The organism is Bradyrhizobium sp. JYMT SZCCT0428 (assembly GCF_018131075.1).
In the GTDB taxonomy this organism is placed as follows: Bacteria; Pseudomonadota; Alphaproteobacteria; order Rhizobiales; family Xanthobacteraceae; genus Bradyrhizobium.
Genome location: NZ_JAFCLS010000003.1, coordinates 54,322 through 77,533, shown reverse-complemented (window position 1 = coordinate 77,533; position 23,212 = coordinate 54,322). Strand labels below are relative to the sequence as shown.

The window sequence follows — 23,212 nt, the reverse complement described above, 5'->3', positions numbered from 1 at the left end:
CCATAAGCCCCCTGTCGCGGGCTTGTGCTGAGTGGGTAGTGTCATGTTGCGTTTCAAGGTTTTGGCCTCGGTGGTTCCGCTGGCCGTCGTCGCCCTGTTCGCCCGCGGCGAGTTCTCGGCCGGTCCGCGCCCCTGCATCGAGGTTGCGGGCGCTTCGGTCCAGATCGCGGCCCTGTCCTGGCAGGCCGAACGTCACGTCAGTTTCACCAGCGATCCCGGCCGCGCCACCGTCCGCGTCCAGATCTCCGACAGCGCGGAAGCGGCGGACTTCACCGTCATCGACGACATTGACAGCACCGAGCCTGGCGCCTGCGAAAGCCATTCGCCACCGCAGCTGGTCGCGATTTCCAGCTCGCCGTCGCCGTCCGAACCCGTCATCTATCTCTCGACGGAGGGACCGGCCGATTACCGCATCTTCGTGCGCTCGAAGAGTTTTTCGGTGCGCGACGCCGCCGCCCTCATCGTCAGCGCCCGCGGCGCACAGCCTCGCGTTGTCGCCGCCTCGCTGTGAATTAACACTTCATCAACCCTGTTTTTATCGCACCCGCGAAAGGCAGCCAGCTTCAAACACTTCGCAAGGTCGGCAACGCATCGTCTGCTTCAATGCACCGGGCGAATCGAGCCGCCTCAATTCGAGCAAACAATCTCAGGGTAACTGACGATGGGGCGGACTTACCGGATCAAACTATACTTCCGCCGCTTTGGCCGCCGGCATCCCTGGGTCAGCTTCACGCTCCGCTCGTTCATCGTTTTTTCCGCCACCTTTGGCGGCGCCTACGGCTTCATTACCGCAAGCCGCTCGGAAATATCCGGCTACAATCCGCACACCTTCGCGATCGGCATCAGCTTCCTGTTCGCGATCGCCTGCGTCGCCCTCGCCGCCCAGAGCGCCCGGTTTCGCTACCTGCGCAAGAAGATGCACAAGGTCGCCTTGCACAATGAAGCGATGGCGGACCGCAACTGGGAACTGCAGGAGGCCGAGCAGCGCACCCGCCGCCTGTTCGAATCGCAGGGCGACCTGATCATCCTGCGCGACACCGACGGCTGCATCACCTTCGTCAACGATGCCTATTGCGAACTGGCGCAAGCGCCGCGCGAAGCCCTGATCGGCAGCACCGCCACGCTCGATATTCTGGAACAGGGCGACAGCGTGCTGGAATGGAACGGCACGCGTATCCATGACCAGAAGATCGCGGGCCCCGAGGGGCCGCGATGGATCGCCTGGCGTGAAGCGCTGGTGCGCAACGACGCCGGCGGTCCCTCCGAAATGCAAAGCGTCGGCCGCGACGTCACCAACCGCACCGAGAGCGAGCGCGCGCTGGCCGAGGCCCGCGACCAGGCCGATGCCGCCAGCCGCGCCAAGTCGCGCTTCCTCGCGATGGCGAGCCACGAGATCCGCACGCCGCTGAACGGCATCATCGGCATGAGCGGGCTGTTGCTGGATACGCCGCTGACGCCGGAACAAACCACCTATGTCAAGGCGGTGAAGACCTCCGGCGACGCGCTGCTGTCGCTGATCGAGGAGCTATTGGACTATTCCAAGATCGAGGCCGGCAAGATCGATCTCGAACATCGCGCCTTCGCCCTGCCGGAGCTGATCGAGGGCATCACCGAATTGCTGGCGCCGCGCGCCCAGGCCCGCAAGCTCGAGATCGCCGCCTATATCGACGAGCGCCTGCCGATGGAAGTGGTCGGCGACGCGGCGCGGCTGCGCCAGGTGCTGCTCAATCTTGCCGGCAACGCGATCAAGTTCACCGCGACCGGCGGCGTCGCTTTGATTGTCGAGCCCGGCATCCGTCCGGGTGAAGTCAGTTTTGTGTTGCGCGATACCGGCATCGGCATCGCGCCCGAGGCGCAGGAGCGCATCTTCCGCGAATTCGAGCAGGCCGACGACCGCATCGCGCGCAGCTATGGCGGCACTGGATTGGGCCTCAGCATCAGCGACCGCATCGTCAAGCGGATGGGCGGCCGCATCACGCTGGAGAGCAAGCCCGGTATCGGCTCGACGTTCGAGGTGACGATCCCGCTGCCGGCCCCCGATTCCGGGGCGCCGAAGACGTTTGCCGCACCCGACCTGACCGGCCAGTCGATCATGCTGGTGTCGCCGCAGAGCATCGAGGCCTCATTGACTGCGCGGCGGCTGCAGCGCTGGGGCGGCCAGACCTGCATGGTTTCCGACGCCGACGTCGCCCAGGCGCTGCTGCCGGAGCGGCTCTGGCACGCCATCCTGATCGATCATGCGCTCGGCACCAAAGCCATCGAAGCGTTCGGCGAGGCCGCACGGCTGCACGCCACGCAGCGCATCGTGATGTTCACGCCGGCCACGCGGCAGGAGCTGCAGCCATCAGCGGCATCCCCCTTCACTGGCTATCTGGTCAAGCCGCTCCGCGCCGCCTCGCTCGCGGCGCGCCTGACCGCCACGCCGGAAATCTCGGCGCCGAGCGTCGTCAGCGATGCCATGACCGGCCTGGATGAGCCTGCCCCGACTCCGGCGCCGGCGAGCAAGGGGCTTTCGATCCTGGTCGCGGAAGACAACGAGATCAACGCGCTGTTGATGCGTTCATTGCTGAGCCGGCTGGGGCACCAGGCCGTCATCACCACCAATGGCGAAGAGGCGCTGGAATCCTGGCTGTCGGCCAAATCGGCCGGCGCGGGCTATGATCTGGTGCTGATGGACATCCAGATGCCGCAGCTCAACGGCATCGAAACCACCAAGCGGATGCGCACGCTGGAATCCGGCCTGCCCGGACGCCGGACGCCGATCCTGGCGCTGACTGCCAACACGCTGGTGGAAGATCGTTACGCCTGTTTTGAAGCCGGGATGGATGGTTTCCTGATCAAGCCGCTCGATCGCGAGAAACTGGCGGAGGCGATCGCAGGTCTTGCGGCCTCGCGCCACATCGCGGCGTAAACCACCGTCATTGCGAGGAGCGAAGCGACGAAGCAATCCACCTATCCGTTATGCCGCGCTATGGATTGCTTCGCTATCGCTCGCAATGACGATCTACCGCGGCTACAGCCGCCGCAGCGCCACCGTCTCGACGACGTGATCGGCGCCCTTCTTGAGGATCAGCGTCGCGCGCGGCCGCGTCGGCAAAATGTTGTCCTCGAGATTGGCAAGGTTGGTACGTTCCCAGATCGCCAGCGCCGTTGCCGTCGCCTCCTCGTCGGAGAGCAGCGCGTAGCGATGGAAGTAGGACCGCGGATCGGTAAACGCCGTGTCCCTCAACGCGAGGAAGCGCCGCACATACCATTGGCGCAGCACCGCCTCGTCGGCGTCGATATAAACCGAGAAGTCGAAGAAGTCGGAGACCACGGGAACCGCCTTGCCGTCGCGCGGCAGGCGGCCGGTCTGCAGCACGTTGACGCCTTCGACGATCAGGATGTCCGGGCGGTCGACCTCGATCCACTTGTTGGGAACGATGTCGTAGGTCAAATGCGAATAGACCGGCGCGCGCACCGGCCGCCGGCCGGCCTTGATGTCGCTCAGGAACGACAGCAGCATCGGCAGGTCGTAGCTCTCGGGAAAGCCCTTCTTCTGCATCAGGCCCTGCCGCTCGAGCACGGCGTTCGGAAACAGAAAGCCGTCGGTCGTCACCATTTCGACCTTGGGCCGCGGCGACCAGCGCGCCAGCAGCGCCTGAAGCACGCGCGCGGTGGTGGATTTGCCGACCGCGACCGAGCCTGCGACGCCGATGATATAGGGCACCTTGCGGTCGCGGATGCCGAGGAACTGACGCTGCGCCTGGTAGAGCCGCAGGGTCGCATCGACATAGATCGACAGCAACCGCGACAGCGGCAGGAAGATGTCCTCGACTTCCTGCAAATCGAGGCGGTCGTGCAGCGAACGCAGCCGTTCGAACTCGCCCGGCTCCAGCGTCATCGGCGTGTCGTCGCGCAATCGCGCCCACTGCTCGCGCGTGAAGATCCGGTAGGGGTTGTATTGCTGGTCCGTCGCCCGAATATCCATGGCGTCGCCTCTTGCTCAATCGCGCTTGCGTGCGGCTTTTTCTTCCAGCCCGGACTGGTTGGTACGTTGCCCGAGCGCGGTCTCGACTTCTTCCAGCGTCACGCCGCGCGCTTTCAGCAGCACCAGCAAATGAAACAGCAAATCGGCGCTCTCGGCGATCAGGTGGTCGCGATCGTTCTCGACCGCGGCGATCACGGTCTCGACCGCTTCCTCGCCCAGTTTCTTGGCGCAGTGCTCCGCGCCCTTGTCGAGCAACTTGCGGGTGTAGGACGCTTCTCCCCCCGATGCGGCCCGGGCATCGATGGTGGCGGCCAGATCATGAATCGTGAAACGTGGCATCAACTGAACTCAACACAGGCGCCGGCTGAAGGCCCGCGCCATCCCGATCACGGACTTAGCACTTTTGTGACGGGGAGTCGTCAGGGATCGAGCCGCATCGGCAGCCCGGCGCGCACCATGTGCTCCTTGGCTTGGCGAATGGTAAATTCGCCGAAGTGGAATATCGAGGCCGCCAGCACCGCGGTGGCGTGGCCCTGGCGGATGCCGTCCACGAGGTGGTCTAGGTTACCGACCCCGCCGGATGCAATTACCGGTACGGGAACACTGTCGGCGATGGCCTGCGTCAGCGGCAGGTCGAACCCCTGCCTGGTGCCGTCCCGGTCCATCGAGGTCAGCAGAATTTCGCCGGCGCCGAGCGAGACCACTTCCTGGGCGTATTCGATGGCGTCGATCCCGGTCGAATTGCGCCCGCCATGGGTGAAAATCTCCCAGCGGTCCGAGCCGCCGGCGCGCTTGACCCGCTTGGCGTCGATCGCGACCACGATGCACTGCTCGCCGAATTTTTCGGCGCCCTGCTTGACGAATTCGCGGTTGGAGACCGCAGCACTGTTGATCGAGACCTTGTCGGCGCCGGATCGCAGCAGCGTCTTGATGTCCTCGATGGTCCGCACTCCGCCGCCGACCGTCAGCGGCATGAAGCAGGCCTCCGCGGTCCGCCTGACAACGTCGAGCATGGTGCCGCGGTTTTCATGGGTGGCGGTGATGTCGAGGAAGCAGAGTTCGTCGGCGCCGGCGGCGTCATACGCAATCGCCGCTTCCACGGGATCGCCGGCGTCGCGCAGATCGACGAAGTTGACGCCCTTGACCACGCGGCCGTCCTTGACGTCGAGACAGGGGATCACGCGGACCTTGAACATCCTGGTCTCCCTACGCCGCGCTGCGCGCGTTGCGGATCAGCGTCAGCGCAGCGGCAGGATCAAGCCGGCCGTCATAGAGCGCGCGGCCGGCAATGGCGCCTGCCAGCTTCTTGGCGCGCGGCTCCAGCAGCGCCTTGACGTCCTCGATGGAAGCAAAGCCGCCGGAGGCGATGACGGGGATCGAGATGCTCTCGGCCAGCGCAATCGTGGCGTCGAGGTTGAGGCCCTTGAGCAGACCGTCGCGCGCGATGTCCGTAAAAATGATCGCGGCGACGCCGGCGTCTTCGAACCGTTGCGCGATTTCGAGCACGGTCACCTGCGAGGTCTCGGCCCAGCCTTCGACCGCGACCTTGCCGTCGCGGGCGTCGAGACCGACCGCGACGCGGCCGGGGAATTTTTTCGCGGCGCTCTTCACCAGTTCCGGGTCGCGCACCGCCGCGGTGCCGATGATCACCCGCGCAATGCCCTTGTCGAGCCAGGCCTCGATGGTCTTGAGGTCGCGAATGCCGCCGCCGAGCTGCACCGGCATGCTGACCGCCTTCAGCATGCCTTCGACGGCGAGCGCGTTCATCGGCTTGCCGGCAAAGGCGCCGTCGAGATCGACGACATGCAGATATTCAAAACCCTGCTCGGCGAAGGCGCGCGCCTGCGCCGCGGGATCGAGGTTGAACACGGTCGCCCGCGCCATGTCGCCCTGTTCGAGGCGCACGCACTGGCCGTTCTTCAGATCGACGGCGGGAAAAAGGATCACGGCTTCCATTTCAAAAAGTTCGAGATCAGACCCAGCCCAAAGCGCTGGCTCTTTTCCGGGTGGAATTGCGTACCGATCGCAGTGTCCTTGCCGACCATCGCCGTTACCGGCCCGCCATATTCGGCGCGCAGCAGCACATCCGCTTCATTGGAGGCGTTGAGGTGATAGGAGTGCACGAAATAGGCGTGGCGGCCCTTTGGTCCGAGCGGCAGGCGCTCCAGCACCGGATGCTCGCGCACCATGTCGAGCGTGTTCCAGCCCATGTGCGGAATTTTCAGATTCTCCTCGCGCGGCGTGATCTTTTCGACGTCGCCCGCAATCCAGTTGAAGCCGTCGGTGGTGACATGCTCCTTGCCGCGCGTCGCCATCAGCTGCATGCCGACGCAGATGCCGAAGAACGGCCGCGCCTTGGCACGCACGGCTTCCGTCATCGCTTCCAGCATGCCGTCGACGGCATCGAGTCCCCTGCGGCAATCGGCGAAGGCGCCGACGCCGGGCAACACGATGCGATCGGCGCGAAACACCGCTTCGGGATCGCGCGTCACCATGATCTTCGGCGGATTTTCCATGCTCCGCGCGGCGCGCTCGAACGCCTTGGCCGCCGAGTGCAGATTGCCCGAGCCGTAATCGATGATCGCAACGCTCATCGTGATCCTCCCGGCTCGGGAAACAGGCCGATGATGCCGCCTTGCGGCATCGGCGGCGGTTTCGAGAATGGCTGACCCGGAACGTTGCGGGTCGGCGGCGGCCCGCCGCGCTCAACCGCCCATTGGTCGTTGGTGAGGCCGCGCTGCCTTGCGGTCCAGCGATCGAAGAAGCGCTGCTCAGCGGCTTCCTCATCATCGGCCACCACGATATCGAGCTGCCGCCAGTTGCGCCGAGAGAACGTCCAGCGCCGCAGGCTGGCCGCTTCAAAGCCCATCAGAACCGCAACCAGGAAATTGGCGAACAGGATGGTACCACCGCCGGCGCCGAGCGCCCTCAGGCCGAATGCGATCGCAATGGTCAACGCGAGCCAGCCGATCAGCGCCAGCCACAGACGATGCCAGACCAGCCACGGCAGGCTCGCCACCGCGGCCCAGAAATGAAAGCCGTCACGGACGAATATAAACCTGTCGGTCGACGCCAGATCGGCGCCGCCATTGACCGGGGCATGCACTGTATAGACCGGCATCGTCACTCTCCGCCGCGAACCAGATCGAGCTGATTGGTCAGTCCGATCATCCTTTTAGTTCAAGCATGGACCGTTTCGGGGAAACCGGTTCCCACTTTTCGCTAGCGGGGCCCTCCGGGTCCAGATCATGGTCCAAAATCAGCCGCCGAGCTGACCCTTGGTGGATGGCACTTCGCCCGCGGTTTTGGGATCGATGGCAACCGCCGCACGAAGCGCCCGGGCCAAACCCTTGAAGCAGGATTCGGCGATATGATGGCTGTTCTCGCCATATAAGGTTTCGACGTGCAAAGTCACGCCGGCGTTGGTCGTAAACGCATTGAACCATTCGCGAACCAGCTCGGTGTCGAATTCGCCGATCTTGTCGCGTGGAAAATCCACCTTGAACACCAGCACCGGCCGGCCCGAAATGTCGATCACGACGCGCGACAGCGTCTCGTCCATCGGCATATGGATCGAGGCATAACGGGTAATTCCGGCCATGGTGCCGAGCGCCTGCTTCACGGCCTGACCCAGCGCGATGCCGACGTCCTCGGTGGTGTGGTGATGGTCGACATGGAGATCGCCGTCCGCCTTGACCGTGATGTCGATGCGCGAATGCCGGGCCAGCAGGTCGAGCATATGGTCGAAGAAGCCGATACCGGTCGAAACCTTGGACACGCCCGTGCCGTCGAGGTTTACCGCCACCTCGATGTCGGTCTCCTTGGTCTTGCGCTTGATGGTTGCCGTGCGCATGAAATGTGCTTTCCTTTGCCTCTTCCCGGCTGAAAACGCGGCCCTTTTAACAGGCCGAAGTCGCCTTCGCCACTGCGGGATCATGCTTAAAAGGCTCAACTTCCCCCTATAGTGACCAAATCCGGCAGATTGTAACGGCGCGCTCGAGCCCCTAAATCTGGTCGGACACGAGGTATTCCATGCAAGCATCCCCCAACGAGCCGTCGGTCTGGCACGGCACCACCATTTTAACGGTCCGCAAGGGCGGCAGAGTGGTGATCGGCGGCGACGGCCAGGTCTCGATCGGCCAGACCGTGATCAAATCCAACGCCAAAAAGGTCCGCAAACTCGGCAAGGGAGACGTCATCGGCGGCTTTGCCGGCGCCACCGCTGACGCTTTCACCCTGTTCGAGCGGCTGGAGAGCAAGCTGGAGCAGTATCCGGGTCAATTGACCCGCGCCGCGGTCGAGCTTGCCAAGGACTGGCGCACCGACCGCTATCTGCGCCGCCTGGAAGCGATGATGATCGTCGCCGACAAGGACGTCTCGCTGGTGTTGACCGGCACCGGCGACGTGCTGGAGCCGGAGGCCGGCGTGATGGCGATCGGCTCCGGCGGCAATTATGCGCTGGCCGCCGCCCGTGCGCTGATTGATACCGACAAGGACGCCGAGGCCATCGTTCGCCGCGGGTTGGATATCGCCGCCGATATTTGCGTCTACACCAACCGCAACGTGACCATCGAGGCGCTGGGCGGCTGATTGATGGCGGCTTACGTCTTTCGGCCCATGACCTCAGCGGATCTGCCGCTGATCCGGCAATGGCTCGCGCATCCCCATGTCCGGGAATGGTGGGGCGATCCGGACGAGCAATACGCGCTGGTCAGCGGCGATCTCGACGAGCCGGCCATGGATCAATTTGTCGTTTCGACAAACGGCGCCGATTTCGGCTACATCCAGTGTTATGATCTTACCGCCTGGAATTCCGGCTTCGGCACTCACCCCAAGGGCACCCGTGGCATCGATCTGTTTATTGGTGAACCCGGCATGATCGAACGCGGCCATGGCTCGGCACTGATTCGAGCCTTCGTCGACGCGCGGCTGGCGCACGGCGCGCCGCGCATGGTCACCGATCCCGACCCCGCCAACCACCGCGCCGTGCGCGCCTATGAGATGGCCGGATTCGAAAGAGCCCATATGGTCGATACACCCGATGGTCCCGCGCTGCTGATGGTCCGCAACCCATGACCACCGATAGCGCCGCCGCACGGCCTCCCCTCGCCAGCAGTGTTACGGCCTGGCACTGGCTGCTGATGGCCGCCGGCATCTTGGTGCTGCAGGCCTCGATCCTCTATGCGATGGGCCGCCTGCCGATCTGCGCCTGCGGCTACGTCAAGCTCTGGCACGGCGTGGTGCAGAGCTCGGAAAATTCTCAACACATCGCCGACTGGTACACGCTGTCGCACATCCTGCACGGCTTCCTGTTTTATGGCGCTGCCCATCTTCTGTTTCCACGTCTCGCCTGGCCCGCACGCCTGATACTTGCGATGCTGGTCGAGGGTGCTTGGGAGCTGGTCGAGAATTCGAGTTGGATCATCGATCGCTATCGGACCGGCACCATTTCGCTGGACTATTTCGGCGACACCATCGTCAATTCGATTTCCGACAATTTCGCCATGATCGGCGGTTTCCTGTTGGCCAGGAAGCTGCCGGTCGCGGCCACTGTGGCGCTGGCGCTGGCGTTCGAAATCGTGTTGGCGCTGCACATTCGCGACAATTTGGCGCTGAACATCATCATGCTGCTCTACCCCTTCGAGGCGATCAAGCAATGGCAGGCCGGCCCGCCGATCATCTAGAGCATGATCCGGAAAAGTGGGCACCGGTTTTCCCTCGGGACAAACGCAAAGCGTTTGCCCGGGGATCATGCTCAAAATATAGAACTGCTGGCCGCCTTGCCGTGAACGAAATTTCACCCTAGCTAAACCCTATGACCGACTTTTCCCCCCGTGAAATCGTCTCCGAACTCGACCGCTTCATCGTCGGCCAGGCCGACGCCAAGCGCGCCGTCTCGATTGCGCTGCGCAACCGCTGGCGGCGGCTGCAGCTCACCGGCAGTCTGCGCGAGGAGGTGCTGCCGAAAAACATCCTGATGATCGGGCCGACTGGCGTCGGCAAGACCGAGATCGCGAGACGGCTGGCGAAACTGGCCGGCGCCCCCTTCATCAAGGTCGAAGCCACGAAGTTTACCGAGGTCGGTTATGTCGGCCGCGACGTCGAGCAGATCATCCGCGATCTCGTCGAGGTCGCTATCTCCCAGACCCGCGAGCGCAAACGCAAAGACGTGCAGGCCCGCGCGCAGCTCGCGGCCGAGGAGCGCGTGCTCGACGCACTGGTCGGGCCGGCTTCGAGTCCCGCCACCCGCGATTCCTTCCGCAAGAAGCTGCGCGCCGGCGAGCTCAACGACAAGGAAATCGAAATCGAGACGTCGTCGTCCGGCGGCATGCCGATGTTCGAAATCCCGGGCATGCCCGGCGCCCAGCTGGGTGCGATTTCGATCGGCGATATTTTTGGCAAAATGGGCGGCCGGACCAAGACCCGCCGACTGACGGTCGAGAGTTCACACGAGACCCTCGTCAACGAGGAGTCCGACAAGCTTTTGGACAGCGATCAGCTGGTGCTGGAAGCGATCAACGCGGTCGAGAACAACGGCATCGTGTTCCTCGACGAGATCGACAAGATCTGCGTGCGCGACGGCCGCACCGGCGGCGACGTCTCGCGCGAAGGCGTGCAGCGCGACCTGCTGCCGCTGATCGAAGGCACCACCGTCTCGACCAAGCACGGCGCTGTTAAAACCGACCATATCCTGTTCATTGCTTCCGGCGCGTTCCATATCGCAAAACCGTCGGATCTGTTGCCCGAGTTGCAGGGCCGGTTGCCGATCCGGGTCGAGCTGGAAGCGCTGACGCGCGACGACATGCGCCGCATCCTGACCGAGCCCGAGGCGTCGCTGATCAAGCAGTATATCGCGCTGATGCAGACCGAGGGCGTCACGCTCGACATCACCGACGGCGCCATCGACGCGCTGGCTGATGTCGCGGTCGCCGTCAACTCCACCGTAGAAAATATCGGCGCGCGGCGTCTGCAGACGGTGATGGAACGCGTGCTCGACGAGATTTCCTTTGCCGCCCCGGACCGACACGGCGAGACCATCAAGGTTGATGCGGACTACGTGCAGAAGCATGTCGGCGATCTCGCCAAGAACGCGGATCTGAGCCGGTTTATTTTGTAGTATCAAAGCAAAGATTGTCGTCCCGGCCTTGAGCCGGGACCCATAACCCCGGTCGTCTATTGCCGAAAGAAGCCATCAACCCTTGTGCTAGGCAACGACGGCCGCGGCGTATGGGTCCCGGCTCGCGCTTCGCTTGGTCGGGACGACGATGAAGATGAATCTGCGTTTCTGGGAAAACCCCTGGCGCTTGATGCTCGCCGTCAATGTCGCCGTGTTCGTCGGGGTGTTCCTGCACAAGATCGCGCTGCCGCCCTTCGTCCCCTATATCCATCTCCTCGTCGATTATCATTTCGGCTTTACCAAGCGCGCGCTGATCGGCGCGATCGTGGCGCTGTTCACCGCGAAAGTGCCGGTGTGGCTGGTGTTCGCGCTCGGTGGCGCCGTCTGGCTCATCACGACGGGCCTGTTCGTGCGACTGTTCAAACGGACATTCGGCTTCGACGACGCGCATCTGCCGCTGTTCGTGTTCATGGCCGGTTCGCCGTTCTTCCTGAAGAATTTCATGCATACGCTCGGGCATTTCGACATCTATGGATGCCTGTTTGCGATCTGCCTGTTACTGATTCCGGCGCGCTCGCTGTTCTATGTAGGGCTCGCCACGCTGTTCTCGATGATCCTCGTGCTGATCCACCACATTCATCTCCTGATGTATGTACCGACCATCACCGCCATCGTGGTGGTGCGTTACTATCTGGTGCAGGGAGTGAGCCGCACCGGCGTGATCGCAGGCTTCGCCGCGCTTGCCGCCACCGGCATCCTTTTCTTCGCCGCACAGTTCTATGGAACAATGGCGGTGTCCGAAGCAGATTTCGTCGCTTATCTAAAGGGCCGGATGACCGATCCTAGCCGCAGTAACCTGCTGAGCTTTGGCTATATCTGGTATCAGCCGCTGTCGACGGAAGTTGCAGACACCTGGCAACGCCTGCCGCATAATCTGCTCGGCTTTCCGATCTTCGCTCTGCTGATCTGGCTGCACACGCCGCTGTGGCGATATTTTTCGAAGTTGATCGCGGCCCTCTCGGTTGATGCACATCGCCGAACCGTCATTGCGGCGATCACAATCATCAGCCTGGCCTATCTGATCATGTTCGCGATGGTGTTCGATTACTCGCGCTGGATTTCGAACTGGGCGGTGTGCCTGTTCCTGATCCTGCATGCGGTGAAAACCTTGCCCGCGTCGCGCGAGGTGACGCCGATATCGGGTGACGATCGGAGCACCACGATCTTCGGATGGATCGTTACGCTGATCCCGCGCGTCGGCATCGTGCGACCGTTTTAATTAGTCACCTGACCCTGCGTACCCGCACATACAGCGCGCCCTCGCCGCCGTGACCGATATGGGCTTCCTCGAATCCGACCACCAGCGAGCGGAATTCCGGCAGGCTGAGCCATTGCGGCACCTGACGGCGCAACACGCCGCGCTCGGCCTCTGAGCCGCCCACTTTGCCCTTGCCGGTGATGACGAGCACGAACGTGAGACCATCGCTGTGCGCGCGCTGCAGGAAGGTCAGCAGCACGCGATGCGCACGGATCTGCGTCATGCCGTGCAAATCGAGCCGGGCGTCGATCTCTTTCCGGCCACGCGAAAGCTGTGAGCGTTCACGGCGTCCGATCGGCGCCAGCGGTGGCGGCTCCGGCCGTGACGGAGGAATGATTTTTGGCGAAGGCATCGCCTTCGGAGACGCAACAGGCTTGGCAGCGACACCGGCTTCCGCCTCCGGCGCGGCTGCCGACGGCGTCACGGTGCGGTGCCGCTTGCGCAGCGGCTTAACCTGCTTGGCCACGCTTTCCCACAGCGCACGCTCCTCTTCGCTGAGGCTGCGCTTGCGCCGCGGCAGCATTGGTATTTCGGGGATCGAGCTCGAATTCCGGCGTTTCATTGACGGTGGTGGCGGAAGCGGCGGATGTGGCGGTGGCGGACCGGTTCGGAAACCGGTTTGACATCGGGACGGGCCGCCGGCAGCGGCACCGGTTTTACGACGGCAGCCTGCGCGGCGGATGTGGGAGTTGTCGCGGGCGACGTTGCAGCGGGAGTGGCGTTCTTCGGATCCTTCAGTGGATCAACCTGCGGAAACAGCTTTGCGATTTTCTCCGACGGCCGTTCGTCCGGCACCGGCAGCTTGCGGCCCAGCGCGGAAGGATCGAGGCTCTTTGGCAACAGCATGACAAAACGCATAGGATGGCGGAAGCGGCCTGCTACCTTGCCGGCGTCGGCCCCGGCGCCGAGATAGAGGTCGGCGCGGGCGGGCCCGACGATCGCAGACCCCGTATCCTGCGCGATCATCAGCCGGCGAAACGGCGTCTTGGAGGTGTCGGTGTCGATCGGCAACTCGCCCTCGATGAAGAACGGCGTGCCATAGACATGCAGCGCCTTATCAACCGCGATCGAGCGGCCCGGCGTCAGCGGCACACCCTGGGCGCCGACCGCTTCGTCCTTGTCGGAGAGGTTTACCTCGCGGAAGAACACGTAGGACCGGTTCTGGCGTCGCAATTCGTTGGCGCCATCGGGGTTCGCCGTCATCCACTCCCGGATCTTCTGCATCGACATCTGATCCCTGGGGATAATGTTGCGTTCGATCAGGATGCGGCCGACCGGCGTATAGGGATAACCATTATGCGCATCGTAATTGATGCGAACGGTCGAGCCATCATCGAGGCTGACCCGCGCCGAACCCTGTATCTGCGAGAACAGCAGATCGGTCTGGTCTTTCAGCCAGCAGATTTCGAGGCCACGGCCCTCGATCGCCCCGTCCTCGATCTCGGCGCGATCGTAATAGGGTACCAGCTTGCGGCGGCCGATCTTGCGAAACACCTTGCCCCCGTTGGGCAAACCGACCGAGCTCTGTGTGACGCCGCGAACGAACAGATTGGACGGCCGGCGATAGACCGGCACTTTGTAGACCTCGTTCTCCGTCCGCGAACCGTCGACGATGGGCTCGTAATAGCCGGTGACAAAGCCCTCGGGTTCGCCGAGCCGCGATATCCGCAAGGGCAGAAAATGCTCCTCGAAAAACGCTGTCGCCCTGGCGCCGTCGGTTAGCTCGAGGCTCCTGGCGACCCGGCACGGATCGCGCAGCGAGGTACCGATCGCTTTCGGTTCGGATGGTAGTTTGGTTTGCGCTGCGATCGGCTTGCAGCTATCGCGAAAGGTCTTGTAGGCGGCGAGATGATCGTCTTCGTGCCAGCCGGTAACGTCGGACCAGGCGACCGGCGCATATTGGGTGTTGGTGATCTGGAACGGCAAATCCAGCTGCGGATAAGGAAGGTGTCGCTCGGATACCGGGTGCGGCGGCGGATGTGCATGCGACCGCGCCCGACGCGCGGCAGATGCGTCCAGGGGAGCCAGTGACAACGCGATAGCGACCGCGGCCAGCGCCGGCCTTGCAAGCGACCTTACAAGGCTGTGCGCGCTAGCTGGCGCTTCCGGTGCCAACCAACTTCCAGTTCGGATCGCGGGAACTCGTGTCGCGGGCAAATGTCCAGACATCGGTGATATCGGCGACCTTATCCGGCGTTCCATCGACAATGGCGCCGGTCTTGTCGCGGGTGACCGAGATCATCTGCGACACGAACCGCACCGTCAGCTGCGCCGCCTTGTCGCGGGCTTCCGCACCCACCAGTTCGGCCTTGTCGATCGAAACAAACCGCGTTTCGGTTTTCTGCTCGTGCTTCTCGCGATCCTTGATCACCGCGTCGAAACTCTCATAGACCTCGCTCGACAACAGATCCTTGAGCGCGCGGCGGTCGCCATTGGCAAACGCCAGCACGATCATCTCGTAGGCGCTGCGGGCGCCGGAGAGGAAGTGACGGGGATCGAACGAGGAATCCTGCGCGACAAGCGCGTCGAGGCCTTGCGCCAGCGGCGTGCCCGCTTCCGCAATGCCCTTCCAGCGGTCGGTCGCCGGCGCAACGTCCGCGGTCGGCGCCAGCGGCGTCTGATCGATCACGGCACCGGGCATCGGCACGACGTTGTTGTCCTGCGTACGCTGCACGACGTTCGGCGCGGCGCGATCATAGGGCGGCCGTTCGCTTCCGGTGCGCTGTCCGAGGACGCTGCGCAGGCGCAGGAAGATGAAGACGGCCAGCGCCAGGAAGATGATAGTGTAAATATCCACGTCGTATTCGCTTTCTGGTTCTAACGCCGGCAACGGGTCCGGCGGTCGAGGGTTCCCTCATAACCCCGGGAACGGCAGAGATTACATCTTCAATCGAGACTGCAGCATGTAGGCATGAAACTTTGCCCGGCCAATGGCGCGTTTTGGCGCGGGTGAATTGTAGCGCGTTTTGGCCGCGAGGGGAAATCCGATCATGTCCGGAAATCACGCATATTCAATTATTTAGGATGACCCCAAAGGGGCTCGCTGGGAGGCCGGCCGCGCGCTATTAGCCATATCTGTCACAAATGGCGGTTGGCCGGACCCGCCTTCAGTCCGTCGTCCTTGTGGAATAAGGCGGGGCTATGATAGCCACTCGCCCGGCAAAGGCATTTCCGCCCGCCGAGCGAATTCAGACGATAACCCGGGCTCCGCTCGCCAGCGTTTTTAGGAGAGTTTCATGACCAACGGTAACGGCGCGCCCGCAGAGCAGGCCCCTGCCCAGCTCAACGTATTGGCGCAGTATACCAAAGACCTGTCGTTCGAGAATCCGAACGCCCCGGGATCGCTGGCGCCTCAGCAGCAGCAGCCGGCCATCAATATCCAGATCAATGTCGGCGCCAATAATCTCTCCGAGAGCGAGTTCGAGGTAACGCTTTCGATCGAGGGCAAGGCGGAAAATGCCGGCAAGCTCATGTTTTCGTTCGACCTCGCCTATGCGGGCGTGTTCCGCATCGTCAATGTGCCGAAGGAAAACCTGCACCCGCTGGTCATGATCGAATGCCCGCGGCTGCTGTTCCCGTTCGCGCGCGAAATCATTGCCACCGCGGTGCGTGACGGCGGGTTCCCCCCGCTGATGCTCGATCCCGTGGATTTCGTCGGCCTCTATCGCCAGAACATGGAGCGGCAGGCGGCAGAGCAGGCTGCCTCGGGCGCAAAACCCAGCTAACGGGGGCTCAGCGGCTAAACGCCGCTGCAGTGTTTCAAGCGGCTCCCAGAAACTCGTTCCAGATCGCCTTGTCGCCCAGCGTGGCGACAAAGGCCCGGTGCGCCTCGCGGTCGGCGTCGGTAATTCGGGGTGCGAGCGGCGTCTCACGCTGCCGGCGCGGCATGTCGCCGGTCCGCTCCGCCCGCGACTCGCGGGTCTCCGAGGCCAGGATCAGCTGCGACTGCCGTGCCCCGATCAGGTCGATATAGACCTCGGCCAGCAATTCGGAATCGAGCAGCGCGCCGTGCTTGGTGCGGCGGGAATTGTCGATCGAATAGCGCGAGCAAAGATCATCGAGCCTGTTGGACACGCCGGGATGCTTGCGGCGCGCCAGCAGCAAGGTATCGACCAGCCGATCGCGTGCGATCGCCGGCCGCTTAATGCGGTCGAGTTCGGCATTGATGAAGCTGATGTCGAACGAGGCGTTGTGGATCACGAGCGGCGCATCGCCGATGAATTCCAGGAACTCCTCGACCACTTCCGTGAACAGCGGCTTGGTGGACAGAAACTCAGCGGAGAGGCCGTGCACGGCAAACGCTTCGGCCGGCATGTCGCGCTCAGGATTGATGTAGACGTGAAACGTTTGCCCGGTCGGCATGCGGTTGTAGATCTCGATGCAGCCGATCTCGACCAGCCGGTCGCCGCGCAGCGGATCAAGGCCGGTGGTTTCAGTATCGAGAACGATTTCGCGCATGGAAGTTCTTCAAGGCCGGGAGACAGGGCGAATCAAGTGCGCCGCTGCGGCATCTTAACAACCTCGGCCAGAATGTCCCGTATCCGGACGCGTACGGGGTCGAGACCATGTGACGTATCCACCACGAAATCGGCGCGCTTGCGCTTTTCGGCGTCCGGCAGCTGGCGAGCCAGAATGGCGTCAAGCCTCGCCTCGTCCATCGTGCCTCGCGCCAGCACGCGCTCGCGCTGGATTTCGGGCGTGGTCGTCACCACCACGACCGCGTCAACGCGCTTCTCGCCGCCGGTCTCATACAGCAGCGGGATATCCAACAACACCACCGGCTTGCCCGCCGCTTCCGCATCTTCAAAGAATTTTTTTCGCGAGGCGCCGAGCATCGGATGGACGATCTGCTCGAGCTGCTTCATGGCGTCGGGATCGTGCACCACCTGGACGGAGAGCAGCGCGCGATCGACCTTACCGTCCACGGTAGTGCCGGGAAACGCCGCTTCGATTGCCGGCGCCGCCTCACCCTCATAGATTTTGTGGACCTCCGCATCGGCGTCATAAACGGGAACCCCCGCCTCCGCGAACAATTTTGCGGTGGTTGATTTTCCCATTCCAATCGAGCCGGTCAGTCCAAGGATCAGCATTCAGATCGCCGTTGTTTGAAGCTCAGACACTAAGCAGCCTCTCGCTGCGCAAAAAAGAGAACAGCGGCAGCAATGGCAGGCCGAGGATGGTAAAATGATCGCCTTCGATCCGTTCGAACAGATGCACCCCCAGCCCTTCCAGCTGATAGGCGCCGACGCTGGTCGTTACCGCCTCTCCTGCCTGATCCAGATAGGCCTCGGTCTCGCCTTTGCTTAGCGATCGCATCGTCATGTGTGCAACACTAACATCGGCGAACAATATCTTGCCGTCGCGGGCAACGGCAAATGCCGAGTGTAGTTCGTGGCGCTTGCCGGCAAGCAAGCCCAATTGCTCCGCTGCTGCGGCGCGTCCGGCGGGCTTGCTGAACAGCCGGTCTCCGAGCGCCAGCGTCTGGTCGGCACCGACGACGTAGCGGCCGGGCTTTTGCTGCGAGACCCACAGCGCCTTTTCCCGTGCCAGCAATTTAGCGATATCGCCGGGTGCCGAAAGCCCGGACTCCTTCTGCACGGCGCGCTCATCGATATCGGCCGGAACAGCTTCAAAGGTGATGCCGGCATTGGCGAGCAGCACCTGCCGCGCGCGGCTTTGCGAAGCCAGAATCAGCAAGTCTTTTCCAAGCCAGATGCTCATAATCGACGATTGTTGTTTTGACGCGTTTTCTTGACGCGAACCGGGGTCCACTTCGCTGGAAAACGCTCTGGTTTCATTCCGGAAGCCGTTGCCGCTGCCGGTCGGTGAAAAGTTTCAGGATCGCGGCCGCGGTTTCCTCGATCGACCGCCGCGTCACGTCGAGCTGCGCCCAACCGAACTTGGCGCTGAGCCGCCGCGCGTACGCCACTTCATCGGTGACTGATTGGCGATCGATGTAATCGTCGTTGTGGGTGTCGCCCATGCTCAGAAGCCGGTTCTGCCGGACCTGAATCAGACGCTCCGGCGTCGCATGGAGGCTGACCACCAACGGCTTCTTCAGCGTTTCCAGCTGATGCGGCAGCGGAATGCCCGGCACCAGCGGGACGTTGGCGGTACGGACGCCGCGGTTGGCGAGATAGATCGAGGTTGGTGTTTTCGATGTACGGGACACGCCGACCAGGACGATGTCGGCATCCTCGAGGCCTTCGACATGCTGGCCGTCATCATGAATCATGGTGTAGTTCAGGGCGTCGATGCGCTTGAAATATTCGGCATTGAGCACGTGTTGGGCGCCGACACGGCCCGTGGTCGCGGCACCGAGATAGGCCTCGAACATTTGCATCACCGGCCCAATGATCGACAGGCTCGGGATGTTGATATCCCTGCACTTGGTCTCGAGGCGCCCGACCAGATCCTTTTCCAGCAGCGTGAAAAGCACGATGCCCGGCGCCTCCTCGATCTCATCGAGCACACGGTCGAGCTGCTTCTGGCTGCGCACCAGCGGATAGACATGTTCGACCGCAGTGACGTTGGCGTACTGCGCCGCCACCGCGCGCGCCACGGTGATCAGCGTCTCACCGGTCGAATCGGAGACCAGATGGAGGTGAAAATAATTGCCGGTCGTGGGCACCAAAACCCCTGTGTATCCTGTGAATCCTTGTGGACCTTAGCCCAGAGATTTGGCCCTGGATCGCCCTCTCGGGGATAACCCGGCTTTTTCTACACAGGGCTCCCAAAAGGATAAGTCAGATCCCTGATCCGAACGATAGTGAGAATATGTGGATTTGTCTCTGCATAAGCTGCCGATAAATAGGCGCAAGCGTTTGATGCAAGGGGCGTTATTTGAATGATCCAATTCTCTTCCGGAAATGGTGATGGATGTGAACAAGCCGGGAGAACTGCGGGATGGTTTGTTGTGAGTCCAATTCACCGCTACTTAGACTCAAACCTAAGATTCTAAAAATATTAGTTAGAGAAGCGGTGCATTGAGGATATGTCTCCGTCCCCTACTGGCGGAAGCTGTTCAGGCAATGCTGAGAGCCTCTGGACGTTCCAAGCGGCGATGAGGACGAGGCGACGCACGATGTACGAATGGATCAAGGCACTGCATGTGATTGCGGTCATCTCCTGGATGGCCGGCATGCTCTATCTGCCGCGGCTGTTCGTCTATCATTGCGAGGCCGAGGTCGGATCGAAGCAATCAGAAACCTTCAAGGTGATGGAACGCCGGCTGCTGAAGGCGATCATCAATCCGGCGTTGATGATTACCTGGCTGGCCGGGCTGTATCTGGCCTGGAGCGGCCATTGGTACGCTTCCGGCTGGTTTCACGCCAAGTTTGCGCTGGTCATCGCGCTGTCCGGCGTCCACGGCTTTTTTTCGCGCTGGGTGAAGGATTTCGCCGCCGACAGGAATATGCGAAGCCATAAATTCTATCGTATTATCAACGAGGTACCGACTATTCTGATGATCGGGATCGTTATTCTGGTCGTGGTCAAGCCGTTCTAGACGGCCTTTTCGGCGCGAGGAGTACTTCAGGCCTGCTTGCGAAGCGCCGGGCGATTTTCTATATTAGCCAAATCCCACCCCACGCAGGCGGATGTGGTTGTGTTCCGGTCTCCTCGTTGAGCCGGCCACCGCATCAGGTTTGAAGCCTTACCGGCACTTTCCTCGCTTAGACCTGCGGACCTTCCGTTTTTCGTGTCCGCTTTTCGTTCAAAGCCCCTCGCACCCCTCCTCCAGTTATTCTCCACAGGACCACCCCAATGCGGGAAATGAAACTCCAAGACCTCAAAGCAAAAACGCCGGCCGAGCTCGTCTCGTTCGCGGAAGAGAACGGGGTCGAAAATGCCAGCACCATGCGCAAGCAGGAGCTGATGTTCGCCATCCTCAAGCAGCTCGCGATCCAGGAAACCGACATTATCGGCGAGGGTGTCGTTGAGGTTCTCTCCGACGGCTTCGGCTTCCTGCGCTCGCCGGATGCCAATTACTTGCCTGGCCCGGACGATATCTACGTTTCGCCGTCGCAGATCCGGCGCTTCGGGCTGCGCACCGGCGACACCATCGAAGGCCACATCCGCAGCCCGAAAGAAGGCGAACGCTATTTCGCGCTGCTCAAGGTCAACACGCTCAATTTCGAAGACCCGGAAAAGTCCAAGCACAAGGTCAATTTCGACAATCTGACGCCGCTGTTTCCGGATCAACGCTTCCGCCTCGAACTCGAAGACCCGACGCGAAAAGACCTTTCTGCAAGGGTTATCGACATCGTGGCCCCGATCGGCAAAGGCCAGCGCGCCCTGATCGTGGCGCCGCCCCGCACCGGCAAGACGGTGCTGATGCAGAACATCGCGCATTCGATCACCGCCAATCATCCCGAATGCTATCTGATCGTGCTTCTGATCGACGAACGTCCGGAAGAAGTCACGGACATGCAGCGTTCAGTGAAGGGCGAGGTCGTCTCGTCGACCTTCGACGAACCCGCGGTGCGTCACGTCCAGGTCGCCGAGATGGTGATCGAGAAAGCAAAACGGCTGGTCGAACACGGCCGCGACGTCGTGATCCTGCTCGACTCGATCACGCGTCTGGGCCGCGCCTACAACACCGTGGTGCCGTCATCCGGCAAGGTGCTGACCGGCGGTGTCGACGCCAACGCGCTTCAGCGGCCGAAGCGCTTCTTCGGTGCCGCCCGTAACATCGAGGAGGGCGGTTCGCTGACGATCATCGCGACCGCGCTGGTCGATACCGGCAGCCGAATGGACGAAGTCATCTTCGAAGAGTTCAAGGGCACCGGTAACTCCGAACTGATCCTCGACCGCAAGGTCTCGGACAAGCGGACCTTCCCGGCGATCGACATCTCGCGCTCCGGCACCCGCAAGGAGGAGCTCATCACCGATCCGCAGCTGCTCAAGAAAATGTACGTGCTGCGCCGGATCCTCAATCCGATGGGCACCATGGACGCGATCGACTTCCTGCTCGACAAGCTCCGGAACACCAAGAACAACTCGGAATTCTTCGATTCCATGAACACCTGATCCATCAGGCCAGGTTTTGGGGAAGGGCGCGCCTTGTGCAGACGGGGCGCTTTTCGTTGGCCGTCATGTTGCAGTAATTGCTGCAGCAAAGGTGCAGCATGCGGATCGGAGCCGGCTCTCAATTAAGTATTTGATATTGTTTAGTTTAAATTCGGGCAGTCTACGAAACCTAGCCAAGCTCTCGTTTTTCGCAGCAAAATTGCTGCACAAATGCTGCAGCAAATTGGCTCTCGGGGGCGCCGTTTCCCCTCTGATTATGACGGCGATCCGCAGCTCAAATTGCGTTGCCTTTTCAAGTACTCCTGCACAAATAGGCGATGCATCCGCGGGATCAGACCATTTTTGCGCTGTCGTCGGGCCGCGCGCCCAGTGCAATCGCGATTGTGCGGGTGTCGGGGCCGGCGGCCGGTCCGGCCTTAACGGCGCTGGGGGGAGGAAAAATCCCGCCGGCCCGGGCGGCGACCCGGGTGCTGCTCCGCGACGACAGCGGTCAGCCATTGGACGATGCGGTCGTGCTCTGGTTCCCGGGGCCGGCCAGCGCCACCGGCGAGGACGTCGCCGAATTTCATGTCCATGGCGGACGGGCCGTGCTGGCCTCGATCTTTACGGCGCTGGCTGCCCAAGAAAATATGCGGGCTGCGGAGCCTGGGGAATTCACCCGCCGGGCATTCGAGAACGGCAAGCTCGATCTGACCGAGGCCGAGGGCCTCGACGACCTGATTCACGCTGACACCGACCGGCAACGCCGCCAGGCGCTGCGCCAGCTGAAGGGTCTGCTCGGCGACAGAGCGCGCGACTGGCGCACGCGGATCATCGAAGCATCAGCGCTGATCGAAGCCGGCATCGATTTTTCGGACGAGGGCGATGTGCCCGCGGAATTGATCGCGCCGGCGCTGGTGAAAATCAAAACGCTTCTGGGTGAGATCGAAGAAGTCCTTGCGGCACAGGGTCAAAGTGAACGCCTGCGCGATGGCCTCGTGGTTGCGATCGCCGGACCGCCGAATGTCGGCAAGTCGACCTTGATGAATCAGCTGGCGCGGCGCGAGGTGGCGATCGTATCGCCGCACGCCGGCACCACGCGCGACGTCATCGAGGTGCAGCTCGATCTCGATGGTTATCCGGTGACGGTCATCGACACCGCCGGCATTCGCGAAACCGACGATCCGGTGGAGCAGGAGGGTGTGCGTCGCGCGCGGGCTCGTGCCGCGGAAGCCGATCTGGTGCTGTGGCTTGCCGACCGGACGGACGTGAAAATCGATCACGCTGGCACCGCGCCGGTCTGGCTCGTCCGCAACAAGATCGACCTGGATTCGGCCGGTCGGCCGTTGGCCGAGGTGCCGGGCCGGTCGGCTTTTGCGATTTCGGCCAGGAGCGGGGACGGGCTCCCGGCACTGATCGCGGCCCTGGTCCTGTTCGCGCAGGATTATTTTGGCACCAGCGAGGGCGGGTTGATCAGCCGGACCCGGCAGCGTCAGTTGCTGCAGCAGACGGCGGTTTCGTTGCGACGCAGCATTGAGGTGGTCGGGGAGGGCGAGGAACTGGCGGCCGAGGAACTTCGCGTCGCCGCGCATTCGCTTGGGCGGCTGCTGGGACGGGTTGATGTCGAGGACATACTCGACGTGATCTTTCGAGAGTTCTGTGTAGGAAAGTAATATTTCTTTATATTAGTATTTGGTTCATTTCATGGCTAATGTGTTTCACGTGAAACGCTTCCCGACGGGCTGATGGAACCCGCTGTTTCACGTGAAACAAATCCTTCCTTCAATTTCCCGTAACT

Annotated in this window: 25 protein-coding genes; 11 read left to right on the top strand and 14 right to left on the bottom strand. The window is 62.3% G+C overall.

What is annotated here, in order from left to right; all coding sequences use genetic code 11:
* Positions 1 to 43 precede the first annotated feature (43 nt).
* Complete coding sequence (locus JQ575_RS03755; protein ID WP_212031937.1) at positions 44 to 511, top strand: hypothetical protein; 468 nt, start codon at positions 44 to 46, stop codon at positions 509 to 511.
* Positions 512 to 661: 150 nt separating this feature from the next.
* Positions 662 to 2,911, top strand: a complete 2,250-nt coding sequence (locus JQ575_RS03750) for a PAS domain-containing hybrid sensor histidine kinase/response regulator (protein ID WP_212031936.1) — start codon at positions 662 to 664, stop codon at positions 2,909 to 2,911.
* 102 nt (positions 2,912 to 3,013) lie between these two features.
* On the opposite strand, the gene coaA is transcribed toward JQ575_RS03750, so the two are convergent.
* The 7 genes from coaA to hisB form a co-directional block, all read right to left on the bottom strand.
* Positions 3,014 to 3,970: a type I pantothenate kinase gene (coaA, locus tag JQ575_RS03745; RefSeq protein WP_212031935.1), complete on the bottom strand. Its 957-nt coding sequence runs from the start codon at positions 3,968 to 3,970 to the stop codon at positions 3,014 to 3,016.
* A 15-nt stretch (positions 3,971 to 3,985) separates the two neighbouring features.
* Positions 3,986 to 4,309, bottom strand: a complete 324-nt coding sequence (locus JQ575_RS03740) for a phosphoribosyl-ATP diphosphatase (protein ID WP_192736143.1) — start codon at positions 4,307 to 4,309, stop codon at positions 3,986 to 3,988.
* 80 nt (positions 4,310 to 4,389) lie between these two features.
* Complete coding sequence (gene hisF, locus JQ575_RS03735; protein WP_192736142.1) at positions 4,390 to 5,166, bottom strand: imidazole glycerol phosphate synthase subunit HisF; 777 nt, start codon at positions 5,164 to 5,166, stop codon at positions 4,390 to 4,392.
* A gap of 10 nt (positions 5,167 to 5,176) precedes the next feature.
* On the bottom strand, positions 5,177 to 5,926 hold the full coding sequence (gene hisA, locus JQ575_RS03730; RefSeq protein ID WP_192736141.1) for a 1-(5-phosphoribosyl)-5-[(5-phosphoribosylamino)methylideneamino]imidazole-4-carboxamide isomerase: 750 nt from the start codon (positions 5,924 to 5,926) through the stop codon (positions 5,177 to 5,179).
* The gene (hisH, locus tag JQ575_RS03725; protein ID WP_212031934.1) at positions 5,914 to 6,564 is read right to left on the bottom strand and encodes an imidazole glycerol phosphate synthase subunit HisH; all 651 of its coding nucleotides are present in this window, start codon (positions 6,562 to 6,564) and stop codon (positions 5,914 to 5,916) included. The genes hisA and hisH overlap by 13 nt, the downstream gene beginning before the upstream one ends.
* The gene (locus JQ575_RS03720) at positions 6,561 to 7,091 is read right to left on the bottom strand and encodes a DUF2628 domain-containing protein (RefSeq protein WP_212031933.1); all 531 of its coding nucleotides are present in this window, start codon (positions 7,089 to 7,091) and stop codon (positions 6,561 to 6,563) included. The genes hisH and JQ575_RS03720 overlap by 4 nt, the downstream gene beginning before the upstream one ends.
* A gap of 138 nt (positions 7,092 to 7,229) precedes the next feature.
* The gene (gene hisB / locus JQ575_RS03715; RefSeq protein WP_212031932.1) at positions 7,230 to 7,823 is read right to left on the bottom strand and encodes an imidazoleglycerol-phosphate dehydratase HisB; all 594 of its coding nucleotides are present in this window, start codon (positions 7,821 to 7,823) and stop codon (positions 7,230 to 7,232) included.
* A gap of 179 nt (positions 7,824 to 8,002) precedes the next feature.
* Here hisB and hslV point away from each other — a divergent pair, with 179 nt between their 5' ends.
* From hslV to JQ575_RS03690, 5 genes are all read left to right on the top strand, one after another.
* Positions 8,003 to 8,560, top strand: a complete 558-nt coding sequence (gene hslV / locus JQ575_RS03710) for an ATP-dependent protease subunit HslV (RefSeq protein WP_211995304.1) — start codon at positions 8,003 to 8,005, stop codon at positions 8,558 to 8,560.
* Positions 8,561 to 9,046, top strand: coding sequence for a GNAT family N-acetyltransferase (locus JQ575_RS03705; RefSeq protein ID WP_212031931.1), 486 nt, complete (start codon positions 8,561 to 8,563; stop codon positions 9,044 to 9,046). It begins immediately after the preceding gene.
* Complete coding sequence (locus JQ575_RS03700; protein ID WP_212031930.1) at positions 9,043 to 9,654, top strand: DUF2585 domain-containing protein; 612 nt, start codon at positions 9,043 to 9,045, stop codon at positions 9,652 to 9,654. Before JQ575_RS03705 ends, JQ575_RS03700 begins: the two co-directional genes overlap by 4 nt.
* A 131-nt stretch (positions 9,655 to 9,785) precedes the next feature.
* Positions 9,786 to 11,087 carry an ATP-dependent protease ATPase subunit HslU gene (gene hslU / locus JQ575_RS03695; protein ID WP_212031929.1) on the top strand — a complete coding sequence of 434 codons (1,302 nt, stop codon included), beginning with the start codon at positions 9,786 to 9,788 and terminating at the stop codon, positions 11,085 to 11,087.
* Between the two features lie 154 nt (positions 11,088 to 11,241).
* Positions 11,242 to 12,366, top strand: a complete 1,125-nt coding sequence (locus JQ575_RS03690; RefSeq protein ID WP_212032114.1) for a hypothetical protein — start codon at positions 11,242 to 11,244, stop codon at positions 12,364 to 12,366.
* A gap of 4 nt (positions 12,367 to 12,370) precedes the next feature.
* Here JQ575_RS03690 and JQ575_RS03685 read toward each other — a convergent pair whose 3' ends face one another.
* The 3 genes from JQ575_RS03685 to JQ575_RS03675 all read right to left on the bottom strand — a co-directional run bounded on the left by JQ575_RS03685 (position 12,371) and on the right by JQ575_RS03675 (position 15,202).
* Positions 12,371 to 12,967, bottom strand: coding sequence for a Smr/MutS family protein (locus JQ575_RS03685; RefSeq protein ID WP_212031928.1), 597 nt, complete (start codon positions 12,965 to 12,967; stop codon positions 12,371 to 12,373).
* Positions 12,964 to 14,331, bottom strand: coding sequence for an MltA domain-containing protein (locus JQ575_RS03680; protein ID WP_312015877.1), 1,368 nt, complete (start codon positions 14,329 to 14,331; stop codon positions 12,964 to 12,966). The genes JQ575_RS03685 and JQ575_RS03680 overlap by 4 nt, the downstream gene beginning before the upstream one ends.
* Positions 14,332 to 14,497: 166 nt before the next feature.
* Positions 14,498 to 15,202: a Tim44/TimA family putative adaptor protein gene (locus JQ575_RS03675; protein ID WP_192740658.1), complete on the bottom strand. Its 705-nt coding sequence runs from the start codon at positions 15,200 to 15,202 to the stop codon at positions 14,498 to 14,500.
* A gap of 439 nt (positions 15,203 to 15,641) precedes the next feature.
* Between JQ575_RS03675 and secB the strand changes: the two genes are divergently transcribed.
* Entirely contained in the window at positions 15,642 to 16,130 is a 489-nt protein-coding gene (gene secB / locus JQ575_RS03670; RefSeq protein WP_192740657.1) for a protein-export chaperone SecB, read from the top strand.
* Positions 16,131 to 16,164: 34 nt separating this feature from the next.
* On the opposite strand, the gene dnaQ is transcribed toward secB, so the two are convergent.
* From dnaQ to JQ575_RS03650, 4 genes are all read right to left on the bottom strand, one after another.
* Positions 16,165 to 16,863, bottom strand: coding sequence for a DNA polymerase III subunit epsilon (dnaQ, locus tag JQ575_RS03665; RefSeq protein ID WP_211995297.1), 699 nt, complete (start codon positions 16,861 to 16,863; stop codon positions 16,165 to 16,167).
* A 32-nt stretch (positions 16,864 to 16,895) separates the two neighbouring features.
* Entirely contained in the window at positions 16,896 to 17,495 is a 600-nt protein-coding gene (gene coaE / locus JQ575_RS03660) for a dephospho-CoA kinase (RefSeq protein ID WP_212031926.1), read from the bottom strand.
* Positions 17,496 to 17,517: 22 nt separating this feature from the next.
* A complete protein-coding gene (locus JQ575_RS03655; protein WP_212032113.1) occupies positions 17,518 to 18,126 on the bottom strand; it encodes a Maf family protein in 609 nt (202 codons plus the stop codon).
* A gap of 73 nt (positions 18,127 to 18,199) precedes the next feature.
* Positions 18,200 to 19,036, bottom strand: a complete 837-nt coding sequence (locus tag JQ575_RS03650) for a pyruvate, water dikinase regulatory protein (protein ID WP_212031925.1) — start codon at positions 19,034 to 19,036, stop codon at positions 18,200 to 18,202.
* Between the two features lie 453 nt (positions 19,037 to 19,489).
* Here JQ575_RS03650 and hemJ point away from each other — a divergent pair, with 453 nt between their 5' ends.
* The 3 genes from hemJ (at position 19,490) to mnmE (ending at position 23,087) form a co-directional block, all read left to right on the top strand.
* Complete coding sequence (gene hemJ, locus JQ575_RS03645; protein ID WP_212031924.1) at positions 19,490 to 19,912, top strand: protoporphyrinogen oxidase HemJ; 423 nt, start codon at positions 19,490 to 19,492, stop codon at positions 19,910 to 19,912.
* 257 nt (positions 19,913 to 20,169) lie between these two features.
* Complete coding sequence (gene rho / locus JQ575_RS03640; protein WP_074821153.1) at positions 20,170 to 21,435, top strand: transcription termination factor Rho; 1,266 nt, start codon at positions 20,170 to 20,172, stop codon at positions 21,433 to 21,435.
* Between the two features lie 317 nt (positions 21,436 to 21,752).
* Positions 21,753 to 23,087 carry a tRNA uridine-5-carboxymethylaminomethyl(34) synthesis GTPase MnmE gene (mnmE, locus tag JQ575_RS03635; RefSeq protein ID WP_212031923.1) on the top strand — a complete coding sequence of 445 codons (1,335 nt, stop codon included), beginning with the start codon at positions 21,753 to 21,755 and terminating at the stop codon, positions 23,085 to 23,087.
* Positions 23,088 to 23,212 lie beyond the last annotated feature (125 nt).